26 protein-coding genes are annotated in these 13,911 nt (G+C 49.3%); 10 read left to right on the top strand and 16 right to left on the bottom strand.

Translation table 11 applies throughout. From position 1 onward, the window contains the following. Positions 1–141 precede the first annotated feature (141 nt). The 13 genes from NG99_RS17060 to NG99_RS17000 all read right to left on the bottom strand — a co-directional run bounded on the left by NG99_RS17060 (position 142) and on the right by NG99_RS17000 (position 5,836). Complete coding sequence (locus NG99_RS17060) at positions 142–372, bottom strand: hypothetical protein (protein ID WP_034895532.1); 231 nt, start codon at positions 370–372, stop codon at positions 142–144. Then, positions 362–715, bottom strand: a complete 354-nt coding sequence (locus NG99_RS17055; protein WP_034895531.1) for a hypothetical protein — start codon at positions 713–715, stop codon at positions 362–364. Before NG99_RS17055 ends, NG99_RS17060 begins: the two co-directional genes overlap by 11 nt. After that, the gene (locus NG99_RS17050; protein WP_034895529.1) at positions 712–936 is read right to left on the bottom strand and encodes a hypothetical protein; all 225 of its coding nucleotides are present in this window, start codon (positions 934–936) and stop codon (positions 712–714) included. Before NG99_RS17050 ends, NG99_RS17055 begins: the two co-directional genes overlap by 4 nt. Before the next feature lie 96 nt (positions 937–1,032). Further along, the gene (locus tag NG99_RS27660; protein ID WP_052130759.1) at positions 1,033–1,617 is read right to left on the bottom strand and encodes a hypothetical protein; all 585 of its coding nucleotides are present in this window, start codon (positions 1,615–1,617) and stop codon (positions 1,033–1,035) included. Next, on the bottom strand, positions 1,617–2,012 hold the full coding sequence (locus tag NG99_RS28915) for a Lar family restriction alleviation protein (protein WP_232298340.1): 396 nt from the start codon (positions 2,010–2,012) through the stop codon (positions 1,617–1,619). The genes NG99_RS27660 and NG99_RS28915 overlap by 1 nt, the downstream gene beginning before the upstream one ends. Before the next feature lie 2 nt (positions 2,013–2,014). Then, complete coding sequence (locus tag NG99_RS28350) at positions 2,015–2,782, bottom strand: Rha family transcriptional regulator (protein WP_034895527.1); 768 nt, start codon at positions 2,780–2,782, stop codon at positions 2,015–2,017. Between the two features lie 10 nt (positions 2,783–2,792). Then, positions 2,793–3,305 carry a hypothetical protein gene (locus NG99_RS17030; protein WP_034895526.1) on the bottom strand — a complete coding sequence of 171 codons (513 nt, stop codon included), beginning with the start codon at positions 3,303–3,305 and terminating at the stop codon, positions 2,793–2,795. After that, the gene (locus tag NG99_RS30495) at positions 3,302–3,523 is read right to left on the bottom strand and encodes a ParE family toxin-like protein (protein ID WP_034895524.1); all 222 of its coding nucleotides are present in this window, start codon (positions 3,521–3,523) and stop codon (positions 3,302–3,304) included. Before NG99_RS30495 ends, NG99_RS17030 begins: the two co-directional genes overlap by 4 nt. Next, a complete protein-coding gene (locus NG99_RS17020; RefSeq protein ID WP_034895522.1) occupies positions 3,520–3,711 on the bottom strand; it encodes a hypothetical protein in 192 nt (63 codons plus the stop codon). Before NG99_RS17020 ends, NG99_RS30495 begins: the two co-directional genes overlap by 4 nt. Continuing rightward, a complete protein-coding gene (locus NG99_RS17015; protein ID WP_034895520.1) occupies positions 3,708–4,052 on the bottom strand; it encodes a hypothetical protein in 345 nt (114 codons plus the stop codon). The genes NG99_RS17020 and NG99_RS17015 overlap by 4 nt, the downstream gene beginning before the upstream one ends. Positions 4,053–4,171: 119 nt before the next feature. After that, on the bottom strand, positions 4,172–4,576 hold the full coding sequence (locus NG99_RS17010; protein WP_034895519.1) for a hypothetical protein: 405 nt from the start codon (positions 4,574–4,576) through the stop codon (positions 4,172–4,174). 67 nt (positions 4,577–4,643) lie between these two features. Beyond that, positions 4,644–4,976, bottom strand: coding sequence for a hypothetical protein (locus NG99_RS17005; protein WP_034895517.1), 333 nt, complete (start codon positions 4,974–4,976; stop codon positions 4,644–4,646). A gap of 167 nt (positions 4,977–5,143) precedes the next feature. Continuing rightward, positions 5,144–5,836 (bottom strand): LexA family transcriptional regulator, encoded by a 693-nt coding sequence (locus NG99_RS17000; RefSeq protein ID WP_034895515.1) that lies wholly within the window; start codon positions 5,834–5,836, stop codon positions 5,144–5,146. Positions 5,837–5,964: 128 nt separating this feature from the next. Here NG99_RS17000 and NG99_RS16995 point away from each other — a divergent pair, with 128 nt between their 5' ends. The 9 genes from NG99_RS16995 to NG99_RS16955 all read left to right on the top strand — a co-directional run bounded on the left by NG99_RS16995 (position 5,965) and on the right by NG99_RS16955 (position 11,403). Next, positions 5,965–6,207: a transcriptional regulator gene (locus tag NG99_RS16995; protein WP_034895513.1), complete on the top strand. Its 243-nt coding sequence runs from the start codon at positions 5,965–5,967 to the stop codon at positions 6,205–6,207. Continuing rightward, positions 6,204–6,521, top strand: coding sequence for a Rha family transcriptional regulator (locus NG99_RS16990; RefSeq protein ID WP_052130758.1), 318 nt, complete (start codon positions 6,204–6,206; stop codon positions 6,519–6,521). The genes NG99_RS16995 and NG99_RS16990 overlap by 4 nt, the downstream gene beginning before the upstream one ends. Beyond that, positions 6,518–6,790, top strand: a complete 273-nt coding sequence (locus tag NG99_RS16985) for a hypothetical protein (RefSeq protein WP_052130757.1) — start codon at positions 6,518–6,520, stop codon at positions 6,788–6,790. The genes NG99_RS16990 and NG99_RS16985 overlap by 4 nt, the downstream gene beginning before the upstream one ends. 226 nt (positions 6,791–7,016) lie before the next feature. Further along, positions 7,017–7,298: a hypothetical protein gene (locus NG99_RS16980; protein ID WP_034895511.1), complete on the top strand. Its 282-nt coding sequence runs from the start codon at positions 7,017–7,019 to the stop codon at positions 7,296–7,298. A 276-nt stretch (positions 7,299–7,574) separates the two neighbouring features. Then, positions 7,575–7,856, top strand: a complete 282-nt coding sequence (locus tag NG99_RS16975) for a hypothetical protein (RefSeq protein ID WP_034895509.1) — start codon at positions 7,575–7,577, stop codon at positions 7,854–7,856. Next, on the top strand, positions 7,849–9,477 hold the full coding sequence (locus NG99_RS16970) for a DEAD/DEAH box helicase (RefSeq protein ID WP_034895508.1): 1,629 nt from the start codon (positions 7,849–7,851) through the stop codon (positions 9,475–9,477). The genes NG99_RS16975 and NG99_RS16970 overlap by 8 nt, the downstream gene beginning before the upstream one ends. Further along, the gene (locus NG99_RS16965) at positions 9,474–10,442 is read left to right on the top strand and encodes a DUF7146 domain-containing protein (RefSeq protein ID WP_034895506.1); all 969 of its coding nucleotides are present in this window, start codon (positions 9,474–9,476) and stop codon (positions 10,440–10,442) included. Before NG99_RS16970 ends, NG99_RS16965 begins: the two co-directional genes overlap by 4 nt. Continuing rightward, positions 10,442–10,624 carry a hypothetical protein gene (locus NG99_RS16960; protein ID WP_034895504.1) on the top strand — a complete coding sequence of 61 codons (183 nt, stop codon included), beginning with the start codon at positions 10,442–10,444 and terminating at the stop codon, positions 10,622–10,624. Before NG99_RS16965 ends, NG99_RS16960 begins: the two co-directional genes overlap by 1 nt. Further along, a complete protein-coding gene (locus tag NG99_RS16955) occupies positions 10,621–11,403 on the top strand; it encodes an antitermination protein Q (protein WP_034895502.1) in 783 nt (260 codons plus the stop codon). Before NG99_RS16960 ends, NG99_RS16955 begins: the two co-directional genes overlap by 4 nt. Before the next feature lie 64 nt (positions 11,404–11,467). On the opposite strand, the gene NG99_RS16950 is transcribed toward NG99_RS16955, so the two are convergent. Further along, positions 11,468–11,974: a YbjP/YqhG family protein gene (locus NG99_RS16950; protein WP_034895500.1), complete on the bottom strand. Its 507-nt coding sequence runs from the start codon at positions 11,972–11,974 to the stop codon at positions 11,468–11,470. After that, positions 11,974–12,342: a hypothetical protein gene (locus NG99_RS28345; RefSeq protein ID WP_072017610.1), complete on the bottom strand. Its 369-nt coding sequence runs from the start codon at positions 12,340–12,342 to the stop codon at positions 11,974–11,976. The genes NG99_RS16950 and NG99_RS28345 overlap by 1 nt, the downstream gene beginning before the upstream one ends. A 254-nt stretch (positions 12,343–12,596) precedes the next feature. Here NG99_RS28345 and NG99_RS16945 point away from each other — a divergent pair, with 254 nt between their 5' ends. Then, positions 12,597–12,881: a hypothetical protein gene (locus NG99_RS16945; RefSeq protein ID WP_034895498.1), complete on the top strand. Its 285-nt coding sequence runs from the start codon at positions 12,597–12,599 to the stop codon at positions 12,879–12,881. A gap of 691 nt (positions 12,882–13,572) precedes the next feature. Here the strand turns inward: NG99_RS16945 and NG99_RS29725 are convergent. Next, the coding region (locus NG99_RS29725; protein ID WP_198138804.1) for a hypothetical protein at positions 13,573–13,911 on the bottom strand (339 nt) is incomplete at its 5' end.

Genomic DNA, 13,911 nt, shown 5'->3' with positions numbered 1-13,911 from the left:
GATTCAGGGGGCCAGTCTACTTTGTATAAAAGACTCCGTCTTCATCTGTGTAATAAACTCCACCAACGCGGTACCTGCCGGTTTTGAGCGTTTCGCTGTATTGGTGCATGCCAATCAGGCATTTCCAGTTTCTGGTATCCATCACATTCCCTCTGGTGGCTGTTGGACCGCCCGGCGTCCAGGCTTACGGTTCTTCTTCTTCGGTTCGATCTTTACCTGTGCTACCTGTGGCCGCGCTGGCTCCGGTTCATAAATACCCATGCTGCGCCGGTAGTTCTTTTTGGCATCCCATACCAGCCAATCCTTCCAGTCGCGCCCGTCATCGATACTGACGCTGGCCTTAACCAGCGGGTCATTTAAATCAACTTGCATTCGGTCCCCCTTCAACAGATGCGCCCATGTCGGCAATCATGCTTTCCCAGACTTCCTTTCCCTTGCTGGTGAGCTCGGAGCCATTGATTAGGCACTGGCTGATGGTGGCGATGCCAAGCGCTTCCCACCCCTGATAGTTCAGCTTTAAAGCCTCAAAGTAGTAGGCATCGACCAGCTGCCGCACGCCGGATACGCCACCGACAATCTGAATGGTGACCGGGTACCCGTTGGCAATGATCTGGAAGTGTGGGCCGCCATTCTGTTTGCAGACGTGCTCTAAAATGGCGGTTGAGTAGCTGTTAGCTAGGGCATTCAGCCGGAAATTTTTGGTGATGACTTTCATCGCGCCGCCTCCCGTCCCGCAACCTTATAAGCCCGCATCATTTCCGGCGTTCTGCCGGTCAGCACCGACTTCATGAAGAAGCAGCCTTTACGCTCAGAAATCAGACTGCTGGTGGACAGTAGGGCAGCATCGACCGCCCGGTTGTGCCTGCGAAACTCGAAGGCGGTGCTGGTGATGGTCAGGCTTGCGACTGCGCCGTGGTCCTGATAGTTAAATTTCATTTGATGTACCTAGCCAACATAACAATCAGCCCCAGCAGCATGCTGAATAAGGCCATACCTGCCGCAGCCATGAAAATCAGCGTCCAGATGACCAGCTCAGTTACTTTCTTCATCGAAGGCCGCCTCCAGTCGTTCGAAGGTTTGAGGGCGCATTGGCATAATCACCACGAAGGGATTGCCGTAAAGCTGGTTAACAGCCTTGTCGAAAATGAGCTGGCAGGGTTTTTCATGCCCCCACGACTTAAGCATGACTGCCACGATGAAATCCTTACCGAACATCTGCTGGGGCAGGGCAAGGTATTTAGCCTGGAAAATGGGCAACAGGTCGGATGGCTCTGGTGTGGCCGGAAGCAGTTTGCTGAAGTCAGGATATCGGCACAGTACCAGATCAAGGTTGCTGCGCCCGATCACCTGGTTATCTTCCGTTACGTGCTCGGCCACCAGAGTCCCGTACAGGGGCTTGATAAACGTTCCCTCGGCCTCATCTGGAATTGTGCCGTTGATAATGAACACCCCTTCAATGGGATTATCTGCGCCGTGTTCCATCGATACACAGGCGTGACCATTAGTCGCCTGAATGTGGGTAGGCGTGATGTGCACCCCGCGCAGGTATCCGCGTTCTTCTTTTTCGTCAGCAACGCAGCACAGGGCCGCACGCAGCAAATCAGTGTGGATAAACATTACTGGGCCTCCTCGCGCTGGTTCCAGTCGTGAACAGCCCGCTCTTTGCTGTCAGGAAGCTGTGAAGCGTTGCAACATCCGCAGTTCACGAAGTAGGTGTTTTCGCCGTCCAGCTCCCTCAGCGTTTCCACCAGGCTGACGTGCGGGTTTCCACAGAACGGGCAAGGCTTCAACTCGCCATTGCCGTTAACATCTTCGGTAGATGGCGGGCATGTTTCAGGCACGACCGAGAGTAGCGTCAGGTCGGTGGCCTTAATGCGATCATCTTCGATAGCGTTCTGCGCGGCGGAGATAGCGGATTCAACGCCAGTTGCCTCAGTTTTGACGATGAGCGGGTGATACCCGCCACATGGATAATTGCCCATATAGGTGACGACATAGTTGATTTTTTGCATTGTTATTTACCCCCAAAAAGTGTTTTAAGATCGATTCCGTAAACCGCCAGCCATGCCCCTGCAGGCCATGACTTGACGCTCCCCCAGCGCTCATCAGCAACATCACGCGCAGGCTGGCCGTTTTCTTTGCACCAGCGGCGCAGGGCAATAAACTTGAACTCGTCTTTACGTCCGGTTGCCTTCTCAACCTTGGTGATGGTGGCGTCTTTGGCGCTTTCACCCAGGCGTTCTTCCAGCTCACGGCAGCGGCGAGAAGCAGCACTAAGTTTTCCGAGGGCTGAGGCTTCGCGTTTGCGGCTGATCTGGGCCTTGGTGCGAATGGCTTCATTCCTCTCGGCAGTAACGAGCTCTACCTGCTCTGTGAAGCCAATGAGGATGTTACGTAGGTGGGCGGGGTTATCACGCCAGTCCAGTTCTGCCGCAGGGCGTGCTGATCCGGATTCCAGCTTGAACCAGCGGTCAATAACCGCCGCGCGACGTTTAACGTCATAACCGGTAATCAGAATTTCGGTATGGCGGCGATCGAGCAGGAACTCGGAGACGTAGCCTCGACCATCAATGCAGACGATTACTCCATCAACCAATGTAAGTTGCTGATTTTTATGATGACGCAAATCTGCGCCATCTTTTTTGATGCCATAAAGGCTCTCTGTCATTACCCAAATATCACGGATAACATCTTTCGGATTCTTACCAGTCAATGTGGCAATTTCTTTACTGCTCATCATCGTCTGCTTTTTGGTATTGGTAATTTGAGTTTTCATAGCCATTGTTTATTCCTCAGTGAAAAGTGATACCGTTGTTGCCGAAAGTGCTTGCAAGTTCTTTCGCGCCTGAAATAAAAACATCGTCGATAAAGTCAATGAGCCACGTAGAGCCGTTTTCTTTCCGTTTTATCTCGTCACCCATATAGAATCGCATCGGTGTCAGGTATTTATCCTCAGGCCGCTCTTCAATCAGATACCTTTCAATCTGGTGGATAAGCAGAACCTCTATAACCTGCTGGTCAATTTCAACGATAAGGCCAGGTGCACAGAAAACATTCTGCCCTTTATCGTTGAAACCAAAACGTTCGGTACAGTGGTTCAGGTAATACAATGCAGCAGTATTTCTGAGTTGCCGGGTTTGAAACTCCGCGAATTCAAATACCTCTTCCTGAGTGAGAGGGGTATCTCCGGGACGGGTTTTATCAAGCATCCATGCTGGTGGGTTAAATTTCCCGCCAGAATTATCAATGGCGTTCTGGAGTTGTTTCACCAGTTGAGATATTTTCTCTTGTTCAATGTCGTTCATTTCCCATCCTTAATATTGTTGTAGACCGCATGGGTCATTAACTGCCAATCTTTCCCGTTATTCCGTGATAGCAGTCGCCAGCGCGGATTAACTCTCAGGCTCAGATATCCGGTACCGTGTATGCGGCAGGGGAATACTCGCCGCTTGCGATATTGCGCCAGCCTTTTCGTTGCCTGGATAATTACCCATTCAGGCGCTTTAAAAACTGAGAGCGTCATAATGTTTCTGTCCCTCCGTTATATCTGGCATTAGATGAGCAGCGACGAATACCGGAAAAAGCAACATTCTCTTCATCCTCGCCGCATGCAGCCCGCAGCGCCTGACGCCAGACGGTTGTAGCCCGGCGGAAGAATCCTTTCTGTTCAAGCATGAGCGCGGTGTCATAATGTTTTCTGAAATTGCTCATTTAATACTCCTGCTAAAAAATGCCTGTTCGACCAGGTTATCCAGCAGCACACGAATAAACGCATTCCCATGCACGGTTAACTTATCGAAGTCGCGCGTGACGCAGGCGCTGTAATTGGAGATAATCTGCTGTTCGGCATCGGCATGACTTCGGGTTGCATAAGCTGGTTTCTCAAAGAGCTTAATAAGCGCCTTACGCAACGTTTCCGCTGTCACCTCGATAGTGGTTACTGAACCATCTGGCAAATTAACCGCTGTGTGATTCGTGCCGGTGCGCACATTAATCTGCGTCATAGTGGCGTCTATAACGCGGTTCCGGTTGCGTTCAATAAGACTGGTCATCACTTCACCCCGTATGCGGCACGAAGGAATAATTCAGCCAGCACCCACTGGCCCGCGTCACGCATCAGCAGAGCCTGACGATATTTGTTTTTATCTTTTATGAATGACATATAATGTCCTCACCAATATCCATTAAGCCCTTTGTTGGCTCGCTGTAATAACTGATCGTTGTCCAACTTGAATTCAATTCCTGACCGTTTCAATAATTCAGCGAGAATTGGTTCGATAGTGCTAAAAAAACCTATGATCTGCCCCCTGCGGGAATCAAATTCATCTGAGAAACCAACTCCAGCCATGTCTGCGGTAATAGACCCTAACGAACCGCCAACTGACGCGCCGTGCTCTTGTAAGTGGCGCAGGTAAATCACCGCTAAGGCAGCGCCTGTTGTGTTGCCTCCTGCATATCCACCTGCATCAGGAATATCCCAAAAGGAAAGGCAGTGTCTCCCTTTTACTTTCCCTACAAATGGAAGTCGATGCAGTGGTAACTCTTTTTTGTGATGGAACTTAATTTTATTAACCATCTTAATTGCTCCGAAAAAATTTTACGGTTATCCCCAGCGCAGGCGCTGTGAATTATTTTTCTGGTGTTTATTGGTTTCTTGCGTGAAACATAGAGCCTAATATGGCTGCTTTTGCTTCGGGGTGTTCATCAAGTATTTTAATGGCGTCGGGGCAGGCATCTTTGATATCTTCAAAGAAGTCAACTAATACGAATCCGTTATCAATTTTTTCGTAAAGGGCAAATGAAATAACGCCAACAAAATTGGTGCAAAGTTCATATTTTGCATTTTTCTGATGTGGTTGCGCAGCAAAATAATATGACCAATGGCTCTTGCTGGCTTTTAGTTTGAGATGAATATCAAATGCAGTTGTTGCATCAGGTTCGTTTTTGTTAGAGGGCGTAGTTAATATATTTAACATCTCACTGGCTCCGTTGTTTGCCGATGAGATGATAATAGGTAAAGCGAATATCGCCGTCAATCGCTAAAGCGATTTATTTGGCGATAATTTCATAACGGCATGAATTTGTTGGTTAAATATTTATGACTTAATATTGGAACCCGCCCATACGGCGGGTGTTGAGAAGCTTACCAGCTATGTGAAGACCAAAAAACCTTGCCAATTATTCGAACATTTCGGTTGAAGTCAGATCGAGGTACAACCTCGTCAGGGTATTCATCTCTGTTTAAAGAGCGAATGATGACCGACTCTGGTGTTGCGATCAGAGTTTTGACTCTTAACAAGTCTGCTTGACATATTGCGTAGGTTTTTCCATCTCTTATCGAAGTTTCTTGGAGATTTATGCCCACAACATCACCATCATTTAGCATGGGCTCCATGCTTTGTCCGCTAACCCGAACAAGCTTTGCAGCGCTTTCAGGAACGCCCATGCGTTTTAAGTAGTATCTGCGAAATACCAACGCAAAATCAGATGATTCTTCTAACTCACAACTACCGTCACCAGCTGATAGAGCTACATTAAGCAATGGTATTTCCACAAATTCATCCTCGTCCCTGTCCATTTCCTCCCAAATTGCGGCCTTAAGAGATGTTTCTCGTATGTTAGAAGGCTCTGTTTTAGCCATCTCACCCGCCCCGGTAGACAACCATTCAGGACTAACACCTAACGCTTTAGCTATTTCAACTGTTTTTCGAGATCCGCTTGCTCCATTTAGCAACTTGTTGACGCTGGACTGCGCCATGTTGACCGCCTTTGCGAGTTTTCCTTGAGTATATCCAGCTTGCCGCATTGCTAAATCTAAACGTTCAGAAAAGTTCATTTTGTTAGCTCCATGATTTGATTGATAGATCATATCGCCAAAGCGATAAAGTCACAAGTAATCGCCAAAGCGATTGATTAAGTCTAAAATATCGCTAAAATGATTTTATTCTTTTCTGGAGGTATCTAATGAAGAACTTAGGTATGGCAAAAGCGATTGAACTTGCTGGTAGCCAGTCCGAATTGGCTAAGCTTTGCAAAAAGTCACAATCAACGATTTGCGACTGGCTTAATGGGAAAAAGAAAATTTCCCCTGAGCATGTGCCAACGCTGGTTAAAGCTGTATCGGGCAAAGTTCAGCCTCATGAGTTGCGCCCCGATCTCCCAACGCTCTTCCCCCATCCAGCCCCCGCACAGGAGGCTCAGCCATGAGCAATGTCAGCACAGAAATTCTGGTGCAGCACAGGAAGGAAGCGCGTATCGATTCGCGTGTAATTTCTCAGCGCGCAGGAATTCAGCATGAAAGCTTGATGGCAACTATCAAGAGACATCAGAAGGAACTGGAGGTAATGGGGGATTTGCCCAGGAACACCTGCGGAATCGGACTTGGGCGCCCACGAGTTAACTATCTGCTCAATGAAGCACAGTTCGATTACATCCACCGCATTATTCGTGGCCGCGATGCTGAGGCGATGAAGAAACTTAAAGTGGATGTAACCAAAGCGTTATTGGAGGTGCGCTCATGAAACCATCTGACCTGACGGCGCTGAATGAAACGGCTCAACGCATTTCAATCGTTTCAAGCTCTGTGCCACTTGAATCATGCCCTGAATGTGGAACGTCGGAAGTCCGCCTGAATCGTGTCTCCCGCTTTGCTGGTGGAGATGACGCCTATTACGTTGCCTGCACCATCTGCGAACCTCGTCAGTTCCCTGACAGCCGCGAGGACGCGGTAAGAGACTGGAATCAGCGGCAGATAATCGACCTGCGGGAGGTGCTGAATGCTTCCCGATGATTTTATTCGCAAAAACATCATCACGATTCTGGCCTCTGAGGGCGTCTCTGACGAGGTCGCACAGGGGGGGGGCTACCGCTGCACTGGACTACTACCGCCGCAGCTCACAGGCAAGCAGGAAGGGGCGCATGTTCGATGATCTCTTGCATGAGGCCCGGCAGTGGGTGCGGTTCCACGCCAGCAAGGCCACAACCCGCAAGCGCAGAGAGCGCAAGGGGAGTCTGCTATGACGCCTGATTACTTCCGTACTGTGATGCCATCCGTATTTGTGCCGGAAGATGCCACGTGGATACAGGAGCAGATGGCGAAGCTGTCACCGTCAATGCGTCAGAAAATCGCCCTGAATTACGCGGTTGTGTACCAGGAGACATTTGACGCTGAGCCTGTCTCGTTCCGCCAGGAGAATCGTGCACGGCATGAGGCTAATACCCGGCTCCGGTTGTTTGTGGAGCGGTATCACCGTGCAGCTATGGGGTTAGTGGAAAAACCAAAGGAGGTGATCTGCTAGCGAATACCACCCAGATAGTTTTCTGTACTAGTTAGGTAGTACGTATGTTTGTACTAGTTTGGCAGTACGCGGGGAAGAGGGGAAAACTTTCTAGGGGGGGTAAGGGGGGGTGATCTTTGAAAGGGGTGTTAGGGAAGGCTTAGCCAGAGGGAAGGCACCTTAGTTACATAGATCACTGTAGGGGTTACCCAGAAACAGACAGCCGTCTAAATGGCTAAATATGAAATCAGGTCAGGGCTATGTTCCTGGCTGAGCAAAAACTAAAAGGTGGCTCTGATGTACGTAGAGGACAGAAGGCTGAAAGAAAAAGATGAGTATTTCATTGTGAAGCTGGAGCGCGTCATGACGGCTTTCGGATGTCAGGGGCTAAGCCGGTGGGAATACGATTTTATCAATGGACTGAGCCGTTATTTCCGTGGCGGGAAATATCTGACCAGGGCTCAGAAAAGCGCGGCCAGGAAGGTTATCAATAAATATCGGCAGGAAGAGGCAGAACCGACGCGCAACACTTTGGCGAGTAAATTCGCGCCAGTCTGCCGGGAGAACAACAATGCTTAACATAACTGAGAATTTCGCTCAGAAACGCGCACTGGATATGTTACGTCGCGACTGGAAGCAGCACAACTCGTTCATGGTCTATGCGCCAACGGGTGCCGGTAAAACGGGGATGGCGGCGTTTATCGTTGATGGGTTCGTATCGCGGGGAATGCGGGTTTTGTTCTGTGCACCGTATATCACTCTGGTAACCCAGACTGCCGCTCGCTTTGTGCAGTACGGTCTGCCAGAAGACGAGATCGGCTACATCTGGAGTAACCATCCCAATTACGACCCGGAGAAGAAGATCCAGATTGCTTCAGCTGACACGTTGATCCGCCGTAATTTCCCTGACAACATCGATTTGCTGATTGTCGATGAGGCGCATATACGCCGCGCCCAGTTGCTGGGAGTCATTAAGCACCTCACTGAAAAGACGAACGTAAAGGTTATTGGCCTGTCGGGAACGCCATTCTCACCCTTTCTGGGGAAATACTATAAGCGCCTCATTAAGCCCACGACAATGAAGGAACTGATCCAGCGCGGTGATCTGAGCGGGTATGAGTTTTTTGCCCCTTCAAAGCCAGATCTCTCCGGCATTCGTCCGAAGAAGTCAGAAGAGTTTGGTAGCGATTATACCGATGGGGATCTGGCAGAAATTATGTGCGGTGCGGATCTGGTTGGTGACATTGTTAAAAGCTGGCTTCGTCATGCTCATGACCTGCCGACAATTTGCTTCTGCGTTAACCAGGATCACGCTGGCTTCATAACTAATGAGTTTCTTCGTTGTGGTATCAACGCAGAACGGGTGATCGCTGAAACCCCAAGTGAAGAACGAGAAATGATTTTCCATCGCTTCGCCCAGGGGGCAACGAAAGTGATAGTTAACGTTTCTGTCCTGACCGCCGGCTTCGACAGCGATGTTCGCTGCATCATTTACGCCCGCCCAACCAAATCAGAAATCCGCTGGTGTCAGGCGTTAGGCCGGGGACTTCGTACTGCGCAGGGCAAAGAAACCTGCCTCATTCTGGATCACAGTGGAAGTGTTCATCGTCTGGGATTCCCTGACAGCATCGAATACAACGAATTGCCTTCTTCCAGAGACGGAGAGAAAAAGTCAGGCTCCCGCAAAGAAACCGAGAAGACGGAAAAAAAGCCCAGAGAATGCACACAGTGCCATTTTATGAAGCCTGCCGGGGTTTACGTCTGCCCGAAATGCGGATTCAAACCTGTTGGCGGTGATGATGTGGAGACGGATACCAGCCGCGATCTTTCCCGGATGAATGGAAAAACACGCGAATTTACCCGGGAGGAAATGCAGAACTGGTGGTCACAGCTTCGCTTCTATCAGCGTCAGCGGGCTATGAGCGGCAAGCCCGTAAGTGATGGCTGGTGCAAGCACACCTTTCACGACAAGTTCGGCGTATGGCCGCGCAGCCTCCACGATAACCCTATGCAGATCTCACCTGAAGTTAACAACTTCATCAAATGGAAGCAGATTAAATTCGCCAAAAAGAGACCAGTTAACCCTGAGCCGGAAGAATTCTCACTGGCACGGCCAGTCAGCATCAATACAGCAAAAGAGCATGTGAAAGAGCTTAAAAAAACGATGGAAAGAACACTGGCAGAAAGAGGTAAAGCATGAATACGCGGGAAGCAGCAGTCGGGCAGTGGCCGAAAATCCTTAATCATTATGGCCTTCCTCCGGTGACCGGGAAACGCCATTTCAAAGGGAAATGTCCCTTGTGCGGCGCGAAAGGAAAATACAGGTGTGACGATCTGGAGGGCCGGGGAACGTTTATCTGCACCTGTGATCGCGGAGATGGCTGGCATCTTCTTACCCGCACGCAGGGTAAAGACATCAAGACGTTAATGGATGAGGTTGACCAGATTATTGGTTTCCGTCGTGAGCAAGGTCAGAACGTACCGAAAGAAGCCGCTACCGTTGACCAGTATCGTGAACGTGTTCTGGCGAATTTTCCCCGCCTGCCACAACTAAAAAATACACCAGCTGAGCAGTATCTCAATGGACGCGGTATTTATGCGCTACCTGCTAACGATGTGCGTTATGGCAGCAGGCAGAAATATCATGGTCTGAATCTTCAGGCTATGTGCTCCCTAATGACTGACGAGAAAGCCACTCTGTGTTACCTGCACCGCACTTATCTGGATGGCAATAAAAAAGCTGATGTTATTCCGAACAAAAAAACGGACAGCCTCCAGAATGACAACTATCTGAAACATACCCGTTCTGTGGCGATCAGACTATTCCCTGTTGCGTCAACATTGGGCATTGCTGAAGGGATCGAAACAGCACTGTCATGTAAGCAGCTTTACGGCGTAAATACCTGGTCCACGGCGAACGCAGGGTTTATGAAAAAGTTCATTGCGCCGCCTGGTGTAATGCACCTGATTATTTTTGCAGATATGGATCTGAATTCCGCTACCGGCCATTCAGCAGCATTTGAATGCGCACACGTTAACCTGGTTGCGAGGAATGACATTCAGAAAGTAACGGTACGCTGGCCGGATTCCGGCGATTTTAACGACCTCATCCAGAACGGCGAACAGGTTCGCGAGCAGGTCTTTTACAAAAAGGTGGCCGCATAGTGGAACTCACAAAAGAAGACCAACACACGATTGAGCAGTATATCCGTCAGGCTCACGGCGGCTATACCGGACCTGTAGGGATCTGGATGGATCGGCTGGTGGACCTGCATATGGCATACAGCCGAATGATTGTATCAATGGCATTAGTGGCAGCACGTTACGAATCGAAGGGGAAAGCATGAAACTTGAATCCGCAGTGAAATACTTCAGCCCCAAAAGCCAGGCGTTTACGGACAGTTCCCGCGCGACCGCGACCGATAACCTGACGGGTACAGACCTGATGGGGGCGATCGGAATGTGTCAGTCCAAGTCACCGTTCGGGATGGCGGCGTACATGGCTAAAACTGGCGTCAGCAACGATGACCGCTACCGGACTATCGAACAGCTGCTGAGCTATGCACACCGCACCGTGCCAAAGCTGGTGGCTAAGGCTGCTGGCAGTCAGCTTGGGAAATGTCTGGTCGTCCTTTCAAAGCTGGCGTTTGAGGAGTATTCCCGTTCAGCGGCCACAACCAGCAACTGCCAGCATTGCAGCGGTACCGGTTTTAACAAGGTTCAGCGGGATGTCGTGAAGTACGCCGGGTACGTTAACAGCTTCACCGGGGAAGAGGTGATAGCGCCGCGCACCGAAACAGAGCTTGTGGAGGAACGCTGCCAGCACTGCGCAGGGAAGGGCAAGGTAACCGCGCGTTGCCGCTGTAACGGCACAGGGCGGGTACGTGACCTTGCTGAATCGGCACGACAGGGTGCACCGGTAGACAGGGAGTGTGAGCGCTGCTCAGGGCGAGGATTTAAGCGCATGCCTGGCACCAGAGCTTATCGCGCAGTTTCGGTAATGATCCCAGATTTAAATGAACGAACGTGGAACCGTAACTGGAGGCCATTTTTTGAAAAGCTGGTTGCGAAATGCGAGATTGAAGAAAACCACGCTGACGCGGAATTCAGTAAAATTACCCGGTAGTTAACTTAATTATTCCGCCCTGTACCGGGCGGATTCGTCAAAGCAATTATTCTTAAACGTGGAACTACGGTCTCAGGCCATTGTTGCTGGCGATATGCCTGATTGCAGAGTCATTAAAAATTGGATGCTCAAAATTATTGGTTACATCCCTGACACGATAAATTTTCCAGTGAGCATCTTCCTGTCTCATAAAAGCTTCGAGGTGTAACTTTTGGCCATTTTCGACACCTAACCATACCTGGACGATTTCGTTACCATCAGGCGTCGCCTCTGCATCGCCTACCCGAAGTGAGGGAATCCAGGCCGGGTCGTAATCCTGACAGTAAGTGAAATAGTCAGATTCAAGCAACTCTTGTTCAGGTATTTTCTGGACTTCCTCGATCCGCTTTATTGTTTGCGCTGCGACGTACTTCTGAAGTTCTGCCCGTGGAAAGTTGTCCCCGGTATCGCTGGCGAGAGATGTCAGGTAGGAGATATAGAACGCTTTAGCCTGTGCTGCGGCATCCTTCTCCGTACTGGCGAGGGCGCATACTGAAAAAGCACACAACATGGCGATAATTATTTTTCTCATCAGTGCATCCGGTAAATTTTAAAGTCAGGGTGCATTTTCCTGTAACCCGGACCTGGGTACATGCTGCGTTGTGAAAAGTCGGAAATCCATCTGGTGCCATCGTACATCGTCATGTGACCGCTCGGATTACCGCCCTGGTAAGGTTGAATTACAGCAACATCGCCAGAGATGAGTGTGGAGCCCTGAGGTACTTCGCTGAACCCTGCACGTAACAGTATTGGTCCATAATCTTTTGCATTATGGGTCCGTTCCAGCCGTATTCCACCAGCTTCGATTGCCTTGCGGGTATATTTAGCGCACTCATGATGAGAGCTTCCCAGCGCATGCGACCTCAGATAGGTGATAGCAGCAGATTTGTTCCAGCTCATAAAAATCCTTATTAAGGGGGGTAGATTCCAGAATTAATTCAGAGTGTTAAGCTCTTACCTCATGATAGATTGGCAGCCAGCAGTATCAAAGTTTATAACGACGAAAATGTTGCCTTGTTAATCCTGGACAAATTAAAGTTGAATTTGTCTGAAAATGGCGTATTCTTTTCTAATAGTGGGGGATTTACGCATGCGCCACTGACACATTCGAAACCTCGCTAATCGGCGGGGTTTTTCTGCATATGAGGTGTGACATGTCACAACATCTCGCTCACCAGGTAATCTTCCGTCCGGCCAGTGAAAAGCCAACCGCTGAAATGGCTGGCAAGAATGCGTTGGTTTATAACCTGTGCGACGGCTGGCACGAAGGTACCATCCATGTATTTGAAGACGACGGTGAAGTGTGGCATGTCGGGATTTACGCCTGGGGAATGGAAGAATTCGCACCTAACAGTTTCTACATAGCCTGGGCATTATTGCCGGACAATGATGACATTGATAAGCACTTTGCTGAAGAGAAACACAAGATTACACGTTGATATTATTCGACATGGCTGCTAAGTTTTCGGCCGTGCGGTGAATCCCCCTTTGCGGAGGGGCCAAGCCAGACTGTGTATGTGGTCGTGTAGGCGGGTCAGGTTCTGGCTTTCCTGACCCATCGGGAGGCACCCGACACCGCACTTCAAATAAGTCACATTTTTTCAGCAATTATCCAGGCTCACTTCGGTGAGCTTTTTTATTTCCGGGGTTTAGAGTTCGTTCGGAAGTGCAGTGTTACTTTTTTGCTCACAATAGTAAGTGGGAAATTGAATACTGCATGCAGGGTGAATATTTTTATATAGTTGAATTGCGCGGCGGTGTTTTTTATCTTCACAGAAGAAGTTGCAGAATTCTTCCACCTAAGCCTCTCAGGAAATTCATTGGCACATTTCACTCCGTCCAGAATGCACTTTCGTATGTTCGGGCGAGGGGGATGACGTGCCGATTGTGCGATAAATGCTGCTGGTTGACAGATGAATAATCATATTGTAGAAAATAGTCACCTTCCGTTATCTGTTAACTTCTGACGTCCAATCAGGTTCGTAGCGAAAGGTAGGCCCTGGGTTGAAAAAGCCGGGGCTTTTTTTTACTAATCCGTTATCATTTTCGTTATCCGTTATGAAATGATCACGGATAGTGCCCGCATGGGACTTGAAGACCACCTCTCCGGTGACAACCGTTCCAATTGGCTTACCTGCTCAGCTCTTTCTTCAGGGCTTCCATTCTGGCAATTACTCCATTCGGGTTTTTAATAATAAAACTTGCCGGAAAAAACAGGTTGCCGTCTGAAGGGTTTTCATCGTGCCAGTGCTTGGTTTCGGCAATTGAGTGAGCATCAAGATACTGGTCAAAGGCTCTCTGTAGTGCCTGCTTTCTGTTTTTTGGTGTGTAAGGCAGCAGTTTTTTCAGGTCTGAAGACTCAATTTTCATAAAGGGATAGGAGCCGCCTTCGATAGCCTCCATCTCATCAATTAGTTTTTCAAGCATTGGCGCTGATCGCTTTCTGAATTCTGTACTGGTCAAGTTAAA

It is taken from the genome of Erwinia typographi (assembly GCF_000773975.1).
Lineage (GTDB): Bacteria > Pseudomonadota > Gammaproteobacteria > Enterobacterales > Enterobacteriaceae > Erwinia > Erwinia typographi.
This window is presented reverse-complemented; position numbering and strand designations above follow the sequence as displayed.

What these genes read in the sequence shown, in the direction of transcription:
- NG99_RS17060 (WP_034895532.1), bottom strand. Translation starts at nt 372, where the DNA reads ATGCAAGTTGATTTAAATGACCCGCTGGTTAAGGCCAGCGTCAGTATC.
- NG99_RS17055 (WP_034895531.1), bottom strand. Translation starts at nt 715, where the DNA reads ATGAAAGTCATCACCAAAAATTTCCGGCTGAATGCCCTAGCTAACAGC.
- NG99_RS17050 (WP_034895529.1), bottom strand. Translation starts at nt 936, where the DNA reads ATGAAATTTAACTATCAGGACCACGGCGCAGTCGCAAGCCTGACCATC.
- NG99_RS27660 (WP_052130759.1), bottom strand. Translation starts at nt 1,617, where the DNA reads ATGTTTATCCACACTGATTTGCTGCGTGCGGCCCTGTGCTGCGTTGCT.
- NG99_RS28915 (WP_232298340.1), bottom strand. Translation starts at nt 2,012, where the DNA reads ATGCAAAAAATCAACTATGTCGTCACCTATATGGGCAATTATCCATGT.
- NG99_RS28350 (WP_034895527.1), bottom strand. Translation starts at nt 2,782, where the DNA reads ATGGCTATGAAAACTCAAATTACCAATACCAAAAAGCAGACGATGATG.
- NG99_RS17030 (WP_034895526.1), bottom strand. Translation starts at nt 3,305, where the DNA reads ATGAACGACATTGAACAAGAGAAAATATCTCAACTGGTGAAACAACTC.
- NG99_RS30495 (WP_034895524.1), bottom strand. Translation starts at nt 3,523, where the DNA reads ATGACGCTCTCAGTTTTTAAAGCGCCTGAATGGGTAATTATCCAGGCA.
- NG99_RS17020 (WP_034895522.1), bottom strand. Translation starts at nt 3,711, where the DNA reads ATGAGCAATTTCAGAAAACATTATGACACCGCGCTCATGCTTGAACAG.
- NG99_RS17015 (WP_034895520.1), bottom strand. Translation starts at nt 4,052, where the DNA reads ATGACCAGTCTTATTGAACGCAACCGGAACCGCGTTATAGACGCCACT.
- NG99_RS17010 (WP_034895519.1), bottom strand. Translation starts at nt 4,576, where the DNA reads ATGGTTAATAAAATTAAGTTCCATCACAAAAAAGAGTTACCACTGCAT.
- NG99_RS17005 (WP_034895517.1), bottom strand. Translation starts at nt 4,976, where the DNA reads ATGTTAAATATATTAACTACGCCCTCTAACAAAAACGAACCTGATGCA.
- NG99_RS17000 (WP_034895515.1), bottom strand. Translation starts at nt 5,836, where the DNA reads ATGAACTTTTCTGAACGTTTAGATTTAGCAATGCGGCAAGCTGGATAT.
- NG99_RS16995 (WP_034895513.1), top strand. Translation starts at nt 5,965, where the DNA reads ATGAAGAACTTAGGTATGGCAAAAGCGATTGAACTTGCTGGTAGCCAG.
- NG99_RS16990 (WP_052130758.1), top strand. Translation starts at nt 6,204, where the DNA reads ATGAGCAATGTCAGCACAGAAATTCTGGTGCAGCACAGGAAGGAAGCG.
- NG99_RS16985 (WP_052130757.1), top strand. Translation starts at nt 6,518, where the DNA reads ATGAAACCATCTGACCTGACGGCGCTGAATGAAACGGCTCAACGCATT.
- NG99_RS16980 (WP_034895511.1), top strand. Translation starts at nt 7,017, where the DNA reads ATGACGCCTGATTACTTCCGTACTGTGATGCCATCCGTATTTGTGCCG.
- NG99_RS16975 (WP_034895509.1), top strand. Translation starts at nt 7,575, where the DNA reads ATGTACGTAGAGGACAGAAGGCTGAAAGAAAAAGATGAGTATTTCATT.
- NG99_RS16970 (WP_034895508.1), top strand. Translation starts at nt 7,849, where the DNA reads ATGCTTAACATAACTGAGAATTTCGCTCAGAAACGCGCACTGGATATG.
- NG99_RS16965 (WP_034895506.1), top strand. Translation starts at nt 9,474, where the DNA reads ATGAATACGCGGGAAGCAGCAGTCGGGCAGTGGCCGAAAATCCTTAAT.
- NG99_RS16955 (WP_034895502.1), top strand. Translation starts at nt 10,621, where the DNA reads ATGAAACTTGAATCCGCAGTGAAATACTTCAGCCCCAAAAGCCAGGCG.
- NG99_RS16950 (WP_034895500.1), bottom strand. Translation starts at nt 11,974, where the DNA reads ATGAGAAAAATAATTATCGCCATGTTGTGTGCTTTTTCAGTATGCGCC.
- NG99_RS28345 (WP_072017610.1), bottom strand. Translation starts at nt 12,342, where the DNA reads ATGAGCTGGAACAAATCTGCTGCTATCACCTATCTGAGGTCGCATGCG.
- NG99_RS16945 (WP_034895498.1), top strand. Translation starts at nt 12,597, where the DNA reads ATGTCACAACATCTCGCTCACCAGGTAATCTTCCGTCCGGCCAGTGAA.